This is a genomic window from Actinobacillus pleuropneumoniae, from assembly GCF_003290385.1.
GTDB classification, from domain to species: Bacteria; Pseudomonadota; Gammaproteobacteria; order Enterobacterales; family Pasteurellaceae; genus Actinobacillus; species Actinobacillus lignieresii.
The window spans coordinates 725,929-744,916 of the sequence record NZ_CP030753.1 but is presented as its reverse complement, the minus strand read 5'-3'; the positions used below and the strand labels follow the sequence as shown (position 1 = coordinate 744,916).

Annotated in this window: 16 protein-coding genes and 1 tRNA gene; 7 read left to right on the top strand and 10 right to left on the bottom strand. The window is 41.1% G+C overall.

Going from position 1 to position 18,988, the window contains the following annotated elements; all coding sequences use genetic code 11:
* Positions 1-26: 26 nt before the first annotated feature.
* The 6 genes from infB to accD form a co-directional block, all read right to left on the bottom strand.
* Positions 27-2,552: a translation initiation factor IF-2 gene (infB, locus tag DRF63_RS03435; protein ID WP_005596918.1), complete on the bottom strand. Its 2,526-nt coding sequence runs from the start codon at positions 2,550-2,552 to the stop codon at positions 27-29.
* Positions 2,553-2,573: 21 nt separating this feature from the next.
* Positions 2,574-4,055: a transcription termination factor NusA gene (gene nusA, locus DRF63_RS03430; RefSeq protein ID WP_005596916.1), complete on the bottom strand. Its 1,482-nt coding sequence runs from the start codon at positions 4,053-4,055 to the stop codon at positions 2,574-2,576.
* Positions 4,056-4,071: 16 nt separating this feature from the next.
* Positions 4,072-4,533, bottom strand: a complete 462-nt coding sequence (rimP, locus tag DRF63_RS03425) for a ribosome maturation factor RimP (RefSeq protein WP_005596913.1) — start codon at positions 4,531-4,533, stop codon at positions 4,072-4,074.
* Between the two features lie 220 nt (positions 4,534-4,753).
* Positions 4,754-4,830: transfer RNA gene (locus DRF63_RS03420), tRNA-Met, on the bottom strand.
* A gap of 86 nt (positions 4,831-4,916) precedes the next feature.
* A complete protein-coding gene (folC, locus tag DRF63_RS03415; protein WP_005596912.1) occupies positions 4,917-6,221 on the bottom strand; it encodes a bifunctional tetrahydrofolate synthase/dihydrofolate synthase in 1,305 nt (434 codons plus the stop codon).
* Positions 6,222-6,277: 56 nt separating this feature from the next.
* Positions 6,278-7,171 carry an acetyl-CoA carboxylase, carboxyltransferase subunit beta gene (accD, locus tag DRF63_RS03410; RefSeq protein WP_005596910.1) on the bottom strand — a complete coding sequence of 298 codons (894 nt, stop codon included), beginning with the start codon at positions 7,169-7,171 and terminating at the stop codon, positions 6,278-6,280.
* 338 nt (positions 7,172-7,509) lie between these two features.
* Between accD and mazG the strand changes: the two genes are divergently transcribed.
* The 5 genes from mazG (at position 7,510) to DRF63_RS03385 (ending at position 13,507) form a co-directional block, all read left to right on the top strand.
* Positions 7,510-8,289, top strand: coding sequence for a nucleoside triphosphate pyrophosphohydrolase (gene mazG / locus DRF63_RS03405; protein ID WP_005596908.1), 780 nt, complete (start codon positions 7,510-7,512; stop codon positions 8,287-8,289).
* A gap of 93 nt (positions 8,290-8,382) precedes the next feature.
* Entirely contained in the window at positions 8,383-9,111 is a 729-nt protein-coding gene (locus DRF63_RS03400) for a response regulator (protein WP_005596906.1), read from the top strand.
* 64 nt (positions 9,112-9,175) lie between these two features.
* Complete coding sequence (gene cpxA / locus DRF63_RS03395) at positions 9,176-10,576, top strand: envelope stress sensor histidine kinase CpxA (protein ID WP_005596904.1); 1,401 nt, start codon at positions 9,176-9,178, stop codon at positions 10,574-10,576.
* 143 nt (positions 10,577-10,719) lie between these two features.
* A complete protein-coding gene (locus DRF63_RS03390; protein ID WP_005596899.1) occupies positions 10,720-12,642 on the top strand; it encodes a MacB family efflux pump subunit in 1,923 nt (640 codons plus the stop codon).
* A gap of 91 nt (positions 12,643-12,733) precedes the next feature.
* A complete protein-coding gene (locus tag DRF63_RS03385) occupies positions 12,734-13,507 on the top strand; it encodes a Nif3-like dinuclear metal center hexameric protein (RefSeq protein ID WP_005596897.1) in 774 nt (257 codons plus the stop codon).
* A 62-nt stretch (positions 13,508-13,569) separates the two neighbouring features.
* Here the strand turns inward: DRF63_RS03385 and glpX are convergent, their stop codons facing one another.
* Positions 13,570-14,568 (bottom strand): class II fructose-bisphosphatase, encoded by a 999-nt coding sequence (gene glpX / locus DRF63_RS03380; RefSeq protein ID WP_005596895.1) that lies wholly within the window; start codon positions 14,566-14,568, stop codon positions 13,570-13,572.
* A 184-nt stretch (positions 14,569-14,752) separates the two neighbouring features.
* Here glpX and zapB point away from each other — a divergent pair, with 184 nt between their 5' ends.
* Both zapB and DRF63_RS03370 read left to right on the top strand, forming a co-directional pair.
* Complete coding sequence (gene zapB, locus DRF63_RS03375; protein ID WP_005596893.1) at positions 14,753-14,971, top strand: cell division protein ZapB; 219 nt, start codon at positions 14,753-14,755, stop codon at positions 14,969-14,971.
* Positions 14,972-15,030: 59 nt separating this feature from the next.
* Entirely contained in the window at positions 15,031-15,612 is a 582-nt protein-coding gene (locus DRF63_RS03370; protein WP_005596891.1) for a thymidine kinase, read from the top strand.
* A 441-nt stretch (positions 15,613-16,053) separates the two neighbouring features.
* Here DRF63_RS03370 and tsaB read toward each other — a convergent pair whose 3' ends face one another.
* The 3 genes from tsaB to ypfJ all read right to left on the bottom strand — a co-directional run bounded on the left by tsaB (position 16,054) and on the right by ypfJ (position 18,909).
* Positions 16,054-16,746 (bottom strand): tRNA (adenosine(37)-N6)-threonylcarbamoyltransferase complex dimerization subunit type 1 TsaB, encoded by a 693-nt coding sequence (gene tsaB / locus DRF63_RS03365; RefSeq protein ID WP_005596888.1) that lies wholly within the window; start codon positions 16,744-16,746, stop codon positions 16,054-16,056.
* Positions 16,747-16,849: 103 nt separating this feature from the next.
* Complete coding sequence (gene aroG, locus DRF63_RS03360) at positions 16,850-17,923, bottom strand: 3-deoxy-7-phosphoheptulonate synthase AroG (RefSeq protein WP_005596886.1); 1,074 nt, start codon at positions 17,921-17,923, stop codon at positions 16,850-16,852.
* Positions 17,924-18,045: 122 nt separating this feature from the next.
* Positions 18,046-18,909, bottom strand: a complete 864-nt coding sequence (ypfJ, locus tag DRF63_RS03355; RefSeq protein ID WP_005596883.1) for a KPN_02809 family neutral zinc metallopeptidase — start codon at positions 18,907-18,909, stop codon at positions 18,046-18,048.
* Positions 18,910-18,988 lie beyond the last annotated feature (79 nt).

Genomic DNA, 18,988 nt, shown 5'->3' with positions numbered 1-18,988 from the left:
GACCGCTTGTGAGTAATGAAACGAGATTAGATACTACGTTTCACTTCAACTACTTCGAATACCTCGATTTGGTCGCCGACTTTCACATCGTTATAGTTTTTCACGCCGATACCGCATTCCATACCGTTACGTACTTCCGAAACGTCATCTTTAAAGCGACGGAGAGATTCTAACTCGCCTTCAAAGATGACTACGTTATCACGTAATACGCGGATTGGGTTGTTACGTTTAACCACACCTTCGGTTACCATACAACCTGCGATTGCACCGAATTTCGGATGACGGAATACGTCACGTACTTCAGCCAAGCCGATTATTTCTTGTTTGAACTCAGGCTGTAACATACCGCTCATCGCCGCTTTGATTTCGTTGAGCAATTCGTAGATGATTGAGTAATAACGTAAGTCGATGTTTTCCGCTTCGATAACACGACGAGCAGATGCGTCCGCACGTACGTTGAAACCGACCATAATCGCATTTGAAGCTGCCGCTAATGTTGCATCCGTTTCAGTAATACCGCCGACACCGGAACCCACTACTTTCACTTTTACTTCGTCGGTTGAAAGTTCCGCTAATGATTGACAGATTGCTTCTACCGAACCTTGTACGTCCGCTTTTACAATTACGTTTAATTCTGCAACGTCACCTGCCGTCATATTGCTAAACATATTTTCAAGTTTCGCTTTTTGCTGACGAGCAAGTTTCACTTCACGGAATTTACCTTGACGGAATAACGCTACTTCACGTGCTTTTTTCTCGTCACGTACAACCGTTGCTTCGTCACCGGCAGCCGGTACGCCGGAAAGACCTAAAACTTCAACCGGAATTGACGGACCTGCAGAATCTACTTCTTTACCGTTTTCGTCACGCATCGCACGCACACGACCGTATTCGAAACCGCAAAGTACGATATCTCCTTTGTTTAACGTACCGGATTGAACAAGAATGGTTGCTACCGGACCGCGACCTTTATCCAGGTAAGATTCGATTACCACACCGCTTGCCATACCTTCTTTAACCGCCGTTAGTTCCAATACTTCCGATTGAAGTAAAATCGCTTCCAACAAGTCATCGATACCTAAACCTTTTTTCGCTGAAACCGGCACAAACTGCACATCGCCACCGAATTTTTCCGAAACTACTTCGTGTTGAAGTAACTCTTGTTCTACACGATCAGGATTCGCTTCCGGTTTATCAATTTTGTTTACCGCAACTACAATCGGCGCACCAGCCGCACGTGCGTGCTGAATCGCTTCGATTGTTTGAGGCATTACGCCGTCATCCGCCGCCACAACAAGAACTACGATATCCGTTGCTTTCGCACCACGTGCACGCATAGAAGTAAACGCCGCATGTCCCGGAGTATCTAAGAAGGTAATCATCTTGCCGTCTTCGGTTTCAACGTGATAAGCACCGATATGCTGCGTAATACCGCCCGCTTCGCCGGCAGCGACTTTCGCTTTACGGATATAGTCAAGTAATGAGGTTTTACCGTGGTCAACGTGACCCATGATGGTAACAACCGGCGCACGTGTTACTTTTTCCGCATCCACGTCACGATCTTCCATTACCGCATCTTCAAGTTCGTTCTCGTTACGTAAAATTACTTTATGGCCCATTTCTTCCGCAACAAGTTGAGCGGTTTCTTGGTCGATAACTTGGTTAATCGTAACCATTTCACCCATTTTCATCATAGTTTTGATGATTTCGGTTGCTTTTACCGCCATTTTATTCGCAAGTTCCGCAACAGTGATGGTTTCGCCGATAACGACATCCGCTTTGTTCACTTGAACCGGTTTAGTGAAAGCTTGTTGTAATGCCGAACCTTTCTTCGCATTTTTACCTTTACCTTTCACATCTTTTTGGTTGCGACGGTCTGCGTTACGTTCGTTTTTATCTTCACGATCGCCTTTTTTCGCTTTATTTACACCGCCTTTACCACGTCCGCGGTTTGCTTCGCTACGACGGTCGTTATCGCGATCCGCTTCACGCGCATAAGAAGATGTGAAACGATCATCTTCAAATTCTTCGCCGCTTTCAGCCGCTTCCTCACGAGCGATTTCCGCTAAACGACGGGCATTTTCCGCCGCACGTTTTGCTTCCATTTCCGCTTTTTGGCGTGCTAATTCTTCTTGTTTACGACGAAGTTCAGCTTCTTCTTTTTTCTTCGCTTCTTTTTCCGGATCAAGCGCTTTTTCTTGTTTAGGTTGTTCCGCTTTCGGTGCGGCTGCTTTCGGTTTACTGTTCGGCATTACCGGTACGGCAGGTGCGGATTTTTTGGTCGCTTCTACTTTTGCTCCTTCCGCTTTTTTAGCCGCTTCTGCTTCCGCCTTCGCTTGCTCTGCCGCCGCTTTTTCCGCTTGAGCTTTTGCTTCCGCTTCTTGTTTCGCTTTTAACGCCGCTTCTTCTTGCGCTTTTTTAACCGCTGCCGTATCAATTTTACGTGACTTACGTACTTCAACTTGGACTTTACCGTCCGCGACAGTAGTTTTAGTACGACGTTGTAAGCTCAATTTTTTAGGTGCTTCGTTTTTAATTTCGTTATCACTCATTGTTTTATCTCCTCACAACGATTAGCTAAACCAGCAAATTTGACGTGCAGCCATAATTAATTCGCTTGCTTTATCCGCTGATAATTCTTCAATATCCGAAAGGTCGTCAGTTGCTTGTTCCGCCAGTCCTTCAAGCGTTGTGATGCCTTTTTCAGCCAGTTTAAATGCAATATGGCGATCTAAACCTTCTAAATTTAATAAACGATCTTCAATATGCGCTTGTTTTAACGCTTCTTCTTCCGCTAACGCTTTTGCGGTAATTGCGTTTTTCGCACGAGTTTGTAATTCTTCCGCTAGATTTTCATCTTCGATACCGTCAATTGCGGTTAATTCGCTTACCGGAATGAATGCGATTTCTTCTAAGCTAGAGAAGCCTTCATCCACTAATAATTGAGCGAATTCATCGTCGATTTCTAACGCGGAAACAAATAAACTAATAACTTTGTTATCTTCCGCTTGATGTTTCTTATCTAAATCTTCGGTAGTCATGACATTTAACGTCCAGCCGGTTAATTGTGTCGCTAAACGTACGTTCTGACCGTTACGACCGATTGCTTGGGCTAAATTTTTACCTTCAACCGCAATATCCATCGCATGTTTATCTTCATCCACGACAATCGCGCTTACTTCCGCCGGTGCCATTGCGTTAATCACGAATTGCGCCGGATTATCGTCCCAAAGTACGATATCTACACGCTCACCGCCCAATTCATTGCTAATAGCTTGCACACGTGCACCGCGCATACCAACACAAGCGCCTACCGGATCGATACGTTTATCATGTGATTTCACCGCAATTTTCGCACGAGAACCCGGATCACGTGATGCGCCTTTAATTTCAATGACATCTTCACCGATTTCCGGTACTTCCAGTTTAAATAACTCTTCTAACATTACCGGTTTTGCACGTGTTACGAAAAGTTGCGGGCCTTTTGATTCAGGTTTAATCGCATATAATACGCCGCGTACACGGTCGCCTGGACGGAAGTTTTCACGCGGAAGCATATCTTCACGCACGATTACCGCTTCCGCTTGATTACCTAAATCCAAGATAATTTGCTCGCGGTTTACTTTTTTAACGGTTGCAGTAATGATGGTATTTAATTGTGAACGGAATTGTTCAATCACTTTATTACGTTCCGCTTCACGAATTTTTGTACTGATCACTTGGCGTGCCGTTTGCATCGTAATACGGTCGAACGGAATCGAATCCACTTCGTCTTCAACGATATCGCCTAATTGCACGCTAGGATTTTCGTATTGCGCCGCGTCTAAACTGATCTCGCGAGTCATATTGTGTACTTGCTCAACGACAATCCAACGGCGGAAAGTTTGAAAATCACCGGTTTTACGGTCGATAACCACACGCACATCGATATCCATCTCTTTTTTCTTTTTAGTCGAAATGGCTAATGCCGTTTCAAGCGCTTCAAAGATAGCTTCTTTTGGCAGTAACTTCTCGTTAGATACCGCTTCTGCGGCTAATAAAATTTCTTTACTCATTTTCTGAATTAACCTTCTAGAAATTAAAAACTGGAACTAAGTTTGCTTTTTGAATATTACCGAATGCAAATTGACGAGCTTCGTTATCTACAGTAAGTGTAATTAAATCACCTTCCACACTCTCTAATTTGCCTTGCCATTTACGACGGTCAAACATTGGAATACGTAAATGAATTACAATCTCTTGCCCGATAAAACGTTGGTAATGAGCAAGGGTAAAGAGCGGGCGATCTAAACCCGGTGATGAAACCTCTAAGTTGTATTTATCCGCAATCGGATCTTCAACATCAAGAATCGCACTCACTTGACGGCTTACATCACTACAATCATCAATCGTTACACCGCCTTCTTTATCAATATATAAGCGTACGGTTAAAAAACGCCCTGCTCGCTGACACTCGATACCGACTAATTCACAGCCCATTGATTCAATGGTATCGGAAACGAGTTCTTCTAATTTTTGTTCTAAAGTTGCCAAGGAAGCCTCCTAAATGACAGATATAAAAAAAGAGCCTTAACCAGCTCTTTTGATACGATTATTATGTACCAGCCACAAAAAAACCCCAGACGGAAAACCGTGGGGCTTTAAGCGGTTTGTTTTATACCGTATTTTGTACGTTTATGTTCGTTATCGAAAATCAGTACAGACTATATAAAACAAAACTCACAGTTTTAACCAAAACTGTGAGCCTTAAAACTGGTTGCGGGGGCCGGATTTGAACCAACGACCTTCGGGTTATGAGCCCGACGAGCTACCAAGCTGCTCCACCCCGCGTCTGATGTGGCTTATTATAGAGATTTCCAAAACCAATGCAAGCACTTTTTGCGAATTTATTTTCGTTTGGTGAACAAAACAACAAATTACTGTTCAACCCAAACCAAAAAATCGCTCACAGTGTGGAATGAGCCGAAAATCAGGATAATGTCGGTTTTGCTCGTTTTGGCGAATAATGATTCGGCCGCTTCGGGAACGGTTCGGTAATAACAAGCGGTCGAATTTGGTAAAACTTTTGCAAGTTTTTGATAAACCTCTTCACCCGATTGCCCGCGGTATCCGGCTAAACCGGCACAATGCCATTCGTCAATCACATTTTCTAATGGCTCTACGATGCCGCTTAAGTCTTTATCAACTAATGCGCTAAATACCGCATAAATCTTTTGATTCGGCTGTTTCAGTGACGTTAGTCGCCCTGCTAAATATTTTGCCGCATGCGGATTGTGTCCGACATCAATGATCACTTGGGCAAGCGGTCGTTTTCCGGAAAAGTTTGCAAAATTTTGTTCGTTTAGCGTTTGGAAACGAGCGGTCATTTGCGCTTCTTGCAGTGCGGCTCTAACCACTTGTTCATTAATTTCAAACGGAAGTTGAGCCAACGCGGCTAAAGCGGTACCGGCATTCGGAATCGGAATTTGCGGCATCGGTAAATCTTGCCAATCAATAGATTCCGATTGCCAGTGGAAGTGGTTATTTTCTACGGAATATTTCCAATTTATATTGCGTCTAACCACTTGGCAATTAAGTGCTTTCGCTTGCTGTAAAATGCTCCTCGGACAATCCGGTTCACCGATAATCACCGGTATATTTTCACGGAAAATGCCTGCTTTTTCTCGACCGATATCTTCTCGGTTATCACCAAGAAACTCAACGTGATCAATATCAATAGATGTGATGACAGCTAAATTCGGATCAACAATATTGGTTGCATCTAAACGTCCGCCAAGTCCAACTTCTAAAATCACAATATCTAAATTTGTATCTTTAAAAAGTTGTAATGCCGAAAGCGTACTAAACTCAAAATAAGTTAAAGAAGCGGTCTTTTTTTGTTGGATTTTTACAAATGATTGCACGTGCGCTTCGTCATTGAGTAAGTCGCCTTGAATTCTTACCCGTTCGTTATAACGAATTAGGTGAGGCGATGAATAGACACCGACTCGATAACCGGCTTTTAGCAAAGCTACTTCTAATAAACGACAAGTTGAACCCTTACCGTTAGTACCGGCAACGGTGATAACATAAGGCGCCGGTTGAAGTAAGTCTAATTCTTGTGCTACGCCTTTAATGCGTTCTAAGCCCATATCAATCGGCTTAAAATGTGATTTTTCTAAGTAATCCAACCATATGGCGAGGCTATCATTAATAGTCGGAACAGTTAAAGTATTCATCATATCGTTCTCAAAAAGAAAGCCACGTATTACGTGGCTTAAGTTATGCTTAAATAAAATTAGGCTTCTTCAACAATTAATTCTGCCGTTTTAAAAGGCGTTGGCTTGTTAGTCATTTTTGCACATAAACGAGCAAGCGTATCACGCATATCTTTACGTTGCACAATCATATCAATCGCACCGTGTTCTAATAAGAACTCTGCACGTTGGAAACCTTCCGGTAGTTTTTCGCGTACGGTTTGTTCGATAACACGCGGGCCGGCAAAACCGATTAACGCTTTAGGCTCCGCAATATTAATATCGCCTAACATCGCTAAACTTGCCGAAACGCCACCTAATGTCGGGTCGGTTAATACGGAAATAAACGGTATGCCTTTTTCACGCATTTTCGCTAAGATCGCACTGGTTTTCGCCATTTGCATTAAAGAGAACAATGCTTCTTGCATACGAGCACCGCCGGATGCCGAGAAACAGATAAACGGAATATTGTCCGCTAAAGCTCGCTCCGCCGCACGCACGAATTTCGCACCGACAACCGAGCCCATTGAGCCGCCCATAAATTCAAAGTTAAATGATGCGACAACTACCGGCATATTATGTAACGTACCGTACATGGTAATAAAAGAGTCTTTCTCACCGGTTTGTTTTTGCGCTGCGGTTAAACGATCTTTATATTTTTTTAAATCTTTAAATTTTAAGACGTCTTGCGGTTCTAATTCCGCCGCAATCTCTTGTGCGCTATCTTGGTCTAATAACGATAATAAACGAGTACGTGCATCAAAACGCATATGGTGATTACATTTCGGGCAAACGTGCATATTACGTTTAAGTTCTTCGCTGTATAGCACCTGTTCACAGCTGGTACATTTTGTCCAAACGCCTTCCGGCACTTTAGATTTGCTACTGCTTGACGATGAAGAGGTTCTACCTAAAATTCTTTCAATCCAGCTCATTTTTTAACCTTATTCTTTTGACAAAAAATTATTGTTATTAAAGCATAATTTCAGCCTTTTGAATATGCTTTAGTCATACAATCTGCTCTGATCAGCCGAAATATCAGCTATATGTGTAAGTACGATAAATAAATGCAGCGATGAGAATACCTAACATCACTAAAATTTGTATTAATCGTTTCTTTGTTAATTTTTCAGCCGCCATATTTCCACATTAGAAAACTTGTTCATTTTGATTATTTTAACAATTTTCTGTAGAAAGTGTGAATTTTTAGTTGAATCTCATCACTAACCTGCCAAAATAAGCGAAATATTATATAAATTAACCGGAAAAGTTTATGGCTACTATCAATCAATTTCTTGAAGTCGTTGCAAAATTACGTGATCCCGAAACGGGCTGTCCGTGGGATATAAAACAAAATTTCGATTCTATGCTCCCCTGCTTATTAGAAGAAACTTACGAAGTCGCAGAAGCCATTCATGCTAAAGATAGAGCCTCTTTGCGCGAAGAATTAGGCGACTTATTATTACAAGTCGTATTTCTTAGTCAATTGACAAAAGAAGAAGGAACTTTTACTTTTGACGACGTACTAAATGACATTCATCAAAAATTAATTTACAGACATCCTCATGTATTCGGCGATAAAACCGCTTCAAACAGTGAAGAAGCTTTAAAAAACTGGGAAGAACAAAAAGCTGCCGAAACTAAACGCCGACAACAGGAGTCCGTTTTAGATGATGTGCCTTTCGCTTTACCGGCATTAACTCGAGCAAATAAACTGCAAAAACGTTGCGCTAAAGTCGGGTTCGATTGGGATAATCCGCACGCCGTATTGGCTAAAGTCGAAGAAGAATTGCAAGAGGTCAAAGATGAAATGGCGCAATACCCTCAAAGCGCAAGTAAATTGGAAGAAGAACTGGGAGATTTCCTATTTGCCGCCGTTAATCTTTGCCGCCATTATAAAATTGATGCCGAAACAAGTTTACGGAATGCGAACGTTAAATTCGAAAACCGTTTTAGAAAAGTAGAAAACGCAGTGAAAGCGCAAGGGAAATCCGTACAAGAATGCTCTCTGCACGAACTTGATTTTATTTGGGATCAAATAAAATCACTATAATGAATTGACAAACCTTGATAAAGTTGTAAATTATCATAACTATGTCAATTAGTTACAGTAATAAACATAATTAAATAAAAATAGGAATTATTTATGCCTAGAATTTTACTCGTTGATGACGATATTGAACTGACGGAACTGTTAGCCGAATTACTTTCGCTGGAAGGTTTCGAGATTCATTGTGTGCATAACGGTCAAGATGCACTTACGGAATTAGAATTACAAAGTTATGATCTTATCCTTTTAGATGTGATGATGCCGGTATTAAACGGTATTGAAACCTTAAAACAATTACGTCAAAAACACTCTACGCCGGTATTGATGTTAAGCGCCAGAGACGATGAAATTGATCGCGTCCTCGGTTTAGAATTAGGCGCAGACGATTATTTACCTAAACCTTTTAACGATCGCGAACTAGTTGCTCGTATTAAAGCGATTTTACGTCGTACGACATCCAATATTTTATCAAATCCCGATGTCATTACTTATTCCAACCAGTCTCCGAAAGAAAATAGTAAACAACTTTCATTCGGCGATGTCGAATTGCATCCGGGTCGCCAACAAGCGATTTTTGAAGGTCGAGATTTAGATCTGACCGGTACGGAATTTGCATTACTCCAAATGTTAATGCGCAATCCGGGGCAAATTCTTTCCCGTGAATTATTAAGTTTAGAAATTTTAGGCAAACGCCTTACTCCTTATGATCGTGCTATCGATATGCATATTTCTAATCTTCGTAAAAAATTACCGGAACGAAACGATAACTTGCCTTGGTTTAAAACGTTACGCGGTCGAGGTTATTTACTCGTTACTGAAAAATAAGTCCTTTTCTTTGAAATCCCTCGCTTATCGAGGGATTTTCTTTTTAAATTAAGTGTAAAAATTCATGTCTAAATATATTGCTTATATCTTAAGTAAGATTAAATCGGTGAGAAATTATCTTGCTTACCAACTTTTTGCTTATTTCGGATTAACTTTCGCTATCTTACTTGCTATTACACTAGCCATCCCTAATTTTGATGCCCGTTCATTCTTACCGATTGAAACGGATGAACGAGATTTTTTCCAGCAAGAAAGTCATAGTACGGAAATGCAGTATAATTTAGACGAAATTTTTGAGCGTAAACTTTCCGTGGCGACGACAAACGGCTTTGGCGTTATCCTATTAGACTGGAAAACGGGTGTTTTTGTCGGTGTTGATCCGCATACGATAAAATCGTTCCAAGTATTCTTATACCGAGCGGATAGCCCGGCAGAGCCGTTACAACGTCGCTTTGGTAATTTAGAAATTTACGGCCCGTTTTTAGTAAAATCCAGTAAAAGGGAATATTTCCAATATTTCGCCCAGTCCGTTGATCCTCAAGAAGAACTGTTCAATCAAATTTTTGATTCGCCGTGGCTAATGTTATTGATCGTGCTAGGGGTAAGTATTCCTATTCTATTATGGCTGTCATGGAAAATCTCTCGTCCGGTAAAAGCGCTTCGTCTGTCGGCCAATGCGGTGGCTACCGGTAACTTTGCTATAAACCCCGCTTTAGAAACGGAAGGCATTAACGAGTTACGTGAAGTGGGAAAAAGTTTTAACCAAATGATCACTTCATTACAAGATTTAACTTTACACCAACAACGTTTAGTATCGGATATTTCGCATGAACTGAAAACGCCGCTTGCACGCTTGCATTTGGCAACCGCATTAATTCGTCGCCGTAACGGCGAATCGCCGGAACTAACTCGGATCGAAAATCAAATCCAAAAATTGGATACCATGGTTCATGATTTATTAGTTCTCTCGCGACAACAAGTCAATCAGCATTTGACCCGCGAAATTTTCTCTATCAATAAAATTTGGGACGATTTGTTGGAAGATGCGAAATTCGATGCCGAACAAAATCATCTTGATTTATTTATTAGTCAGCGAATAACGCATCCTGAAAATTTCTTTATTAACGGTAACCAAAATATTTTGGCAAGTGCCATGGAAAATGTTATTCGTAATGCACAAAAATATGCCAAGAAAAGCATTAAGGTTCTGACTTATATTGATAATACGGATTTAATTATTGCGATTGATGATGATGGCAAAGGCATTCCCGAAACGGAATATCAACAAATATTCCGTCCTTTCTATCGTGTCGATGAAGCTCGTGACCGTCAAACCGGCGGTACGGGGCTAGGGCTTGCTATCGTGGCGAATGCGGTTCAACAGCATAAAGGTAGCGTACAAGCGATGAAAAGTCCGTTAGGCGGCTTAAGAATTGAAATTAAGTTACCTTTATGGATTGAATAAATTAGCAAGCGGTTTATTTTGCAAAAAATTAAGCAAAAATGACCGCTTGTTTCTACTCTATAACCTTTCTTTATATATTTAAATACATAATCTATTACGCTAAAATTCGTTTAAGTACCCCATCCAAGAATATCGGCAATAAAATGAAATTGATTGAAATTGAAAAACTAAACAAATATTTCGGTTCGGGTGAAAATACCGCACATGTGTTAAAAGACATTAATCTTACTATTGAACAAGGTGATTTTGTTGCGATTATCGGTGCTTCCGGTTCGGGTAAATCCACCTTAATGAATATTATCGGTTGCTTAGACACCGCAAGTTCCGGCGTATGTAAAATTGACGGAAAAGAAACGTTAAATATGACGTCCGACGAACTTTCCGATTTACGTCAGCGTAAGTTCGGTTTTATTTTTCAACGTTATAACCTGCTCCCCGCTCTTACGGCAAACGAAAACGTTGCACTCCCTGCAATTTATGCGGGAATGGACAATACTTCACGTAAAGCAAGGGCTAATCAATTATTAGAGAAACTCGGCTTAGCCGATAAAACGGGAAATCGTCCGAATCAGCTTTCCGGCGGTCAGCAGCAACGTGTCAGTATTGCCCGAGCTTTGATGAACGGCGGCGAAATTATTTTAGCCGACGAACCTACCGGTGCATTGGATTCAAAAAGCGGTGAAACCGTACTTGAGATCTTAAAAGATCTGCATAAAGAAGGTCATACGATTATTATGGTGACCCATGATGCGAATATTGCGGCGAATGCCAGTCGAATCATTGAAATTAAAGACGGCTATATTATTCGAGACGAACGCCAGCAACCTTATTCGGAAGATCTGAAACTCACTAAGCGTGAATATAAAAAGCCGCGTTTTTTTGACCAATTAATCGAATCGTTTAAAATGGCGATTAATGCGATTACGGCACATAAATTACGTGCATTATTAACCATGTTGGGCATTGTAATCGGTATTACCTCGGTAATTTCCGTTGTAGCGTTAGGACAAGGTTCTCAGCAACAAATCCTTTCCAATATTAATAGCTTGGGTACCAATACTATGACGATTATGAACGGTACCGGTTTCGGCGATCGTCGAGCGAATTTGACTAAAAATTTAACCATTAGTGACGCTATGATGCTGAACAAGCAACAATTTGTAGATAGTACCACCCCTTCGAGTAATTTAAACGGTACGGTGATTTACGGCAATACGAATGTAACCGCCTCAATCAATGGTGTAGGCGAACAATTTGTCAATGTTAAAGGGTTGAAAATGATTTCAGGGCGTTTTTTTGATGCCGATGAAGTTAAATTATCATCACAAGTTGTCGTGATTGACGGCAATACCAAAAAAGATCTCGGTTTAACCGACCCCGTCGAAGGCAAGGTCATTTTGGTGGATAAAAAACCGCTTACCGTTATCGGTATGGCACAAGAATCGAATAATTTGAATCAAACCAGTTTAAAAATGTGGATGCCTTATACTACGCTTATGCAACGTATTTCCGGCGAAAAATTTATCGATTCATTGACGGTAAAAGTGAAAGACAATGTCGAAAGCCAAACGGCGGAAAAAAGTATTAACGAACTACTTACCGCTAAGCACGGTAAAAAAGATTTCTTTGTGATGAACAGCGATACCATCAAACAAACGATTACCAGTACCACCAATACGATGAAATTATTGATTTCGTCTATTGCGATGATTTCTTTGATTGTCGGCGGTATCGGTGTAATGAATATTATGTTGGTATCGGTAACGGAGCGTACTAAAGAAATCGGCGTACGTATGGCAATCGGAGCAAAACAAAACAATATCTTGCAGCAATTCCTAATTGAAGCGATATTAATCTGTTTATTAGGCGGTATTATCGGGATTCTGTTTGCAATGGCGATAATTTTCTCGTTCAATACCTTAGGTACAAATTTCAAAATGATTCTTTCGCCTGCTTCCGTAGTATTGGCGGTATTCTGCTCTACGTTAATCGGTGTCGTATTCGGTTATATGCCGGCAAAAAACGCCTCCAAACTCAATCCGATTACCGCATTGGCACAAGAGTAATTCATTCACGACAAGCGGTTGAATTTAGCGTTAAATTTGCAAATTTTTCATAAATTTTAACCGCTTGTTTTTCTTAAAAAAAGGAATAAAAATGGGACTGTCGAATCTCGAACTTGAACAAATTATTGATGAAAAATTAAATAGCAAAGCGATTACAGACTACGCACCGAACGGCTTGCAAGTGGAAGGTAAGACGCATATTCAACGAATTATTACCGGCGTGACCGCAAGTCTGCCGCTGATTGAAAAAGCGATAGAGAAAAATGCCGATGCGATTTTGGTGCATCACGGTTATTTTTGGAAAAGCGAATCGCCTTGTATTCGCGGAATGAAAGGTAAACGCATCAAACAATTACTCGTAAATGACATTAATTTATTCGGTTATCACCTGCCGTTGGATATCCATTCGGAATTAGGCAATAACGCACAATTGGCGGCGAAATTAGGTGTGACGAATCTACAAGGCTTGGAAGATCGTCCTAATTCCATTCCTGTCTATGGTGAGCTGGATACGCCGATTTCCGCACAAGAATTAGCGAAGCGTATCGAACAAGCGCTTAATCGTAAACCAATTTTGTGCCATGAATTTATTGCGGATTATCCGCATAAATTAATCCGAAAAGTCGGCATTTGTACCGGGGGCGGACAAGGTTATATCGATTTAGCGGCAAGTAAAGGATGTGATGCGTTTATTTCCGGTGAAATTTCGGAACAGACTACCCATTCCGCACGTGAGCAAGGTATTTATTACTTCGCTTGCGGACACCACGCAACGGAACGAGACGGCGTAAAAGCACTCGGCGAATGGCTGGCAAAAGAATACGGCTTAGAAGTGGAATTTATTGATATTGATAACCCGGCGTAATCTTTGAAAGAACCTAAAATGCAAAAGTCGTATCGGAAAAGGTACGACTTTTTTACTGGGATTTAGTCTTCAGATAAACGAGAAATATCGTGATAAGAAGCCAATTTACGAATCGTACGGGAACGACCTCGAATTAATAACGTTTCGGTAAACATCATACTGCCTTTGCGTTGCACGCCTTTTAACAAATCGCCGGTAGTAATACCCGTTGCGGTAAACAACACATTATCGTCACGTACCAAGTCTTCCAATTTTAATACTTTATTAACCGGTACATTCATTTGCGCACAGCGAGAAAGCTCTTTTTCTGCGGCGGAAAGATTTTCCGGCGAATTACCCTTGACTTGATTACGAGGAATAAGGCGACCTTGAATATCGCCGCCTAAAGCGCGAACCGCAGCGGCGGCAACCACTCCTTCCGGCGCACCGCCGATACCATAAACTAAATCCAAATCGCTATCCGGTAAGCAACATTGTACTGCGGCGGCAACGTCGCCGTCAGGAATCGCCATAACTTTTACACCTAATTTCTGCACGGTTTTAATAATTTCATCGTGACGCGGTTTCGCCAAGATTGCCACCGTCATTTGTGTAAGCAATTTGCCTTTTTTAGACGCAACACGGCGAATATTTTGCTCAAGTGGCAGATCCAAGTCGATCATACCTTTTGCTTCGCTATCCACCACCAGTTTTTCCATATACATATCCGGTGCTTGGAGAAACGTTTCTTTGCTACCTGCCGCTAAAACCGATAACGCCCCGGCTTGCCCCATCGCCGTCATACGAGTACCGTCAATCGGATCAACCGCAATTGCCACTTCTTTATCTTCAGGCTGAGAACGACCTACTTTTTCACCGATATACAGCATCGGCGCTTCATCAATCTCGCCTTCACCAATTACGATTTCGCCGCGTATTTCCATTTTATTCATAACTAAGCGCATCGCTTTTACCGCCGCATCGTCGGCGGCATTTTTATCACCTCGACCGATCCACTCGTAAGCGGCAAGTGCGGCAGCTTCCGTTACCCGAGAAAACTCAAAAGAAATAGCACGTTTCATCTTATGTTCCTTATATAAAATAACCGATATTATTTATATTTTATCAGCTCGCAATCGATTAGGTTACTAAAAAATCGGCAAATGAAGAAAAATTCCAAAATGTATGAACTTTTCAATGAAATCAACACCTAATTGAGTTATAATTCTTACACTTTACATATCTGTTTTTAAGAGGGAACCAATTATGTCATTACCAATTCTTGACCAACTTGAAGAAAAAATTAAACAAGCGGTGGAAACCATTCAATTACTCCAATTAGAAGTGGAAGAATTAAAAGAAAAAAATACTACCGTAGAGCAAGAAAAAGAAACATTACGCCAAGAATACGAACAATTAAAATCCGAGCAACAAAGTTTCCAAGATCGTTTACGTTCGCTTTTAGGTCAAATCGATAACGTATAATTGTTCCTTTTCAATAGAACGGCTAATTTGCATTAGCCGTTTTTTATTTGTATAACATTATGGCAAAACTCTATTTCTATTACTCTTCAATGAATGCGGGCAAATCAACCACCCTGCTTCAATCCTCTTATAATTACCAAGAGCGAGGTATGAATACGTTGGTTTATACCGCAGCGATTGATGATCGTTACGGCATCGGTAAAGTCAGTTCTCGTATCGGAATTTCACAAGAAGCATTATTGTTTCAGTCGGACACTAATTTATTTAACGAAATCGAACTGGCTCATCAAACAGAAACGTTACACTGTATCTTAATTGACGAAGCCCAATTTCTGACCAAAGCGCAGGTCTATCAATTAACCGACGTGGTGGATAAACTTAAGATTCCGGTGCTTTGTTATGGTTTACGTACCGATTTCCAAGCCGAACTTTTTGAAGGCAGTCAATACCTATTGGCATGGGCGGACGAACTGCAAGAACTTAAAACGATTTGCGATTGCGGTCGAAAAGCGCATTTTGTGATTCGTATGAACGAAAAAGGTGAAGCGGTCGCCGACGGAGACCAAATTCAAATCGGCGGAAATGATAAATATCTTTCCGTATGTCGTTATCATTACAAACAAAAACTCAATAAACTCTAATCTAATTTATAAACGGTTGTTTTTACAAAAATTTTTACGAAAACAACCGCTTTTTCTTTATCTTTCTTTTCCTCTGTTTTTATTTCCTGTATTTAAGTCTTTATTCCGTCTTTCAGTTAAATAATAAGTGAGCGTTTGCTCATCAAAATGGAGCGTAACGATCTATTTACAAAGATAAGCAAACTAAAAACACTCACTCCAAGATCCGCATTACACTCCAATTTAGGTATGACAATGGTTAAATTATACGCTTAAATGTGAGCATTTGCTCAATATATGTACGGATTAATGCTATTTACGTGCTTGTAAGCAGGAATATACGGAGGAATTTATTATCGGAGAGGGTTTTGTAGGATCTTACAAAATAAAAAAGGTACGTTTTTTTATGCGTACCTTTCTCATATTTTTTGTATTTTTATACAAAAGAATAAGTAAAACGATTTATCGTTTGTGAGGCAATTTTTCCCAAGTGACTTCATTACGCAAATAGACGGGTTCTATTTGTAGCGCGGATAGCGCTTTACCCTGCTCTAATTCCAGTTCTGCCAATTTAAGCATTGATTTTGCCGAAGGTAAGGTAATATCACTGATTGAAAGGGGGAGTTTTGCCTCTGCAAATTGTGAATATGCCGCCCAACCGGTACCGACGACGACGGTATTTGCTTTAAGTTGAATTTGGTTAATTGCGGATTCCGGAGAACATACTTGCTCGGTTACCATTTCTTGCCAAATTTGCCCCACTCTTTCATATTGAGCAAAGTAAATCTCGTTCATACGAGCATCAATCAGTGCAACGACATTTGTTGCACCCGTTTGCTCATAAGCGGCTTGTGCCATAGCCAATAAGTTGGAAATCGGTACTACGGGTAGATTTGCTCCCATTGCAAGCCCTTGAGCGATTCCTACTCCGACTCGTACACCGGTAAAACTTCCCGGGCCTCGACCAAATACGAGCGCATCCACTTGTTTAATGGAAATATTCGCTTGTGCCAATAATTCGTCAATCATCGGCAAAATACGTTGTGTGTGTGTTCTCGGACTTAACTCATCTAATGAAGTTAGTTTTCCGTTATGTTGTAACGCTACCGAACAGGCTTCCGTAGCTGTATCAATAGCAAGAATGGTGTTGTTCATGAATTTATTACCTTAAAACGACAGAAAACACGGAAATAAGCGGTCAATTTTACAAAGAATTTTGTAAAACCCTCTATTTCCGTGTTTTGATAAATTTACTGAATTAAATATGTTTGCGGCGTTGTTCAACCGCATCAGCCAAGGCAAACAACGCTTTTTCGCTATCTTCCCAACCGATACAGGCATCCGTTACACTTTGTCCGTAAACCAAATGCGCTAAATTACCGTCACCTAATTCTTGGCGACCTTCCACTAAATGACTTTCAATCATCACACCGGAAATTAGTTCCGAACCGCTTGCAATTTGTCGGCATACGTCCGCACAAACGTCCATCTGACGTTTAAATTGTTTTTGGCTGTTGGCATGACTGAAATCAATCATTACGTGCGGTCGGCGACCGGATTTCTCGATATCCGCACATACTTTGGCGACCGATTCGGCATCATAGTTCGTCCCTTTATCACCGCCGCGTAAAATGATATGGCAATCCGGATTACCTGCCGTAGAAACAATTGCGGAATGTCCGAATTTGGTGACTGATAAGAAATGATGCGGAGCTTCCGCCGCACCGATTGCATCTAATGCGATTTTTACACCGCCGTTTGTCGCATTTTTAAAGCCGACCGCACAAGATAAACCGGATGCTAATTCACGATGAACTTGCGATTCGGTCGTGCGTGCGCCGATTGCACCCCAACTCATAAAGTCCGCCATATATTGCGGTGTGATCATATCTAAAAATTCGCCTGCCGCCGGTACGGTTAAATCGTTAATATCCGATAATACTTTACGAGCGATACGTAAACCGTCGTTTAACGCGTAAGTTTCGTTAAGATAAGGATCATTGATTAACCCTTTCCAACCGACGGTCGTGCGCGGTTTTTCAAAATAAACGCGCATTACCACTTCAAGGTTTTGATTAATCTTAGGATTCGCACGAATTGTTTTTATACGTTGTGCATACTCTAGCGCCGCTTTAGGATCATGGATGGAACAAGGTCCGATCACCACCAATAAACGGTCGTCCGCACCGTGAATAATTTTATGAATGGCTTTACGTGCTTTTTCTACGGTTTCGGCGGCAATATCACTTGCGGGAAAACGTTCCAATAGCGCAACCGGCGGTAAAAGTTGTTCAATATTCGTAATACGAAGATCATCATTTTTATAAGACATTGTGTGCTCTCTTGTTTTAAATTATAGGCAAAATTAATAAGGGTGGAACTAAAGTAGATGAATTAGAGAAGTATGTCAAATTGTTTTGAACTATTTTACTAGTACAAAACAATTTATCTGAATTAACGGCTTGTAAAAGTATTACAAACGGCAGGATTACCCGATTGTAGCCCTTTGCGGAACCAAGTTAAGCGTTCTGCGGATGAACCGTGAGTAAAACTATCGGGAACGACATAACCTTGAGAGCGTTTCTGTAAGCGATCATCGCCTACGGCTTGTGAGGCAACGAAAGCCTCCTCTACGTCACCGGCATCCAATTTGCCTTCTTTTTGAATTTGATAACCCCAAACTCCCGCAAAACAGTCGGCTTGAAGCTCTACATTCACGGAAATTTTATTAGCCGCCGCTTGATTGCGAGCGGTTTGTTGCGCTCGTTGCGTTTGTTCGCTAATCCCTAATAAATTTTGTACGTGATGTCCGACTTCATGCGCAATTACATAGGCAAATGCGAAATCGCCCGATGCTTTTAATTGTGATTTCATATCGTCATAAAAGGATAAATCGAGATAAACTTTTTGATCCGCCGGACAATAAAACGGCCCCATCGCAGATTGACCCGTTCCGCAAGCCGTATGCGTAACGCCTCGATAAAGCACTAATTTAGGCTCCCTGTAAGTCAAACCGTTTTGTTTAAAATAATCGCCCCAAATACGTTCCGTAGTATATAACACTTTACGGGCAATCGTATTTAGCGCTTCTTCTTCCGCAGAAGTTTGCATCTGAGTCGTTTGCTGTTGCGGATAAGACGATGAATCGCTATAACCCATTAAGCCGGTTAAATCGACCCCATAATAAGCGCCGACCAATACGATAATAAAACCTAAAATTCCGCCTTTGGCTCGTCCGCCGCCACGACGAGCACCATAACCGGATTGCCCGCGGCGATCTTCCACATTCGAACTTTCTCTTTCGTTATCTAAACGCATATTGCTTTCCTTAATTAAAGTAAAAATACGGTATTAATTTTATACGAATATCAATCTATATCCTACAAGTAATTGATTT

Coding starts and splice junctions, on each gene's coding strand:
- infB (WP_005596918.1), bottom strand. CDS start 2,552: ATGAGTGATAACGAAATTAAAAACGAAGCACCTAAAAAATTGAGCTTA.
- nusA (WP_005596916.1), bottom strand. CDS start 4,055: ATGAGTAAAGAAATTTTATTAGCCGCAGAAGCGGTATCTAACGAGAAG.
- folC (WP_005596912.1), bottom strand. CDS start 6,221: ATGATGAATACTTTAACTGTTCCGACTATTAATGATAGCCTCGCCATA.
- accD (WP_005596910.1), bottom strand. CDS start 7,171: ATGAGCTGGATTGAAAGAATTTTAGGTAGAACCTCTTCATCGTCAAGC.
- mazG (WP_005596908.1), top strand. CDS start 7,510: ATGGCTACTATCAATCAATTTCTTGAAGTCGTTGCAAAATTACGTGAT.
- DRF63_RS03400 (WP_005596906.1), top strand. CDS start 8,383: ATGCCTAGAATTTTACTCGTTGATGACGATATTGAACTGACGGAACTG.
- cpxA (WP_005596904.1), top strand. CDS start 9,176: ATGTCTAAATATATTGCTTATATCTTAAGTAAGATTAAATCGGTGAGA.
- DRF63_RS03390 (WP_005596899.1), top strand. CDS start 10,720: ATGAAATTGATTGAAATTGAAAAACTAAACAAATATTTCGGTTCGGGT.
- DRF63_RS03385 (WP_005596897.1), top strand. CDS start 12,734: ATGGGACTGTCGAATCTCGAACTTGAACAAATTATTGATGAAAAATTA.
- glpX (WP_005596895.1), bottom strand. CDS start 14,568: ATGAAACGTGCTATTTCTTTTGAGTTTTCTCGGGTAACGGAAGCTGCC.
- zapB (WP_005596893.1), top strand. CDS start 14,753: ATGTCATTACCAATTCTTGACCAACTTGAAGAAAAAATTAAACAAGCG.
- DRF63_RS03370 (WP_005596891.1), top strand. CDS start 15,031: ATGGCAAAACTCTATTTCTATTACTCTTCAATGAATGCGGGCAAATCA.
- tsaB (WP_005596888.1), bottom strand. CDS start 16,746: ATGAACAACACCATTCTTGCTATTGATACAGCTACGGAAGCCTGTTCG.
- aroG (WP_005596886.1), bottom strand. CDS start 17,923: ATGTCTTATAAAAATGATGATCTTCGTATTACGAATATTGAACAACTT.
- ypfJ (WP_005596883.1), bottom strand. CDS start 18,909: ATGCGTTTAGATAACGAAAGAGAAAGTTCGAATGTGGAAGATCGCCGC.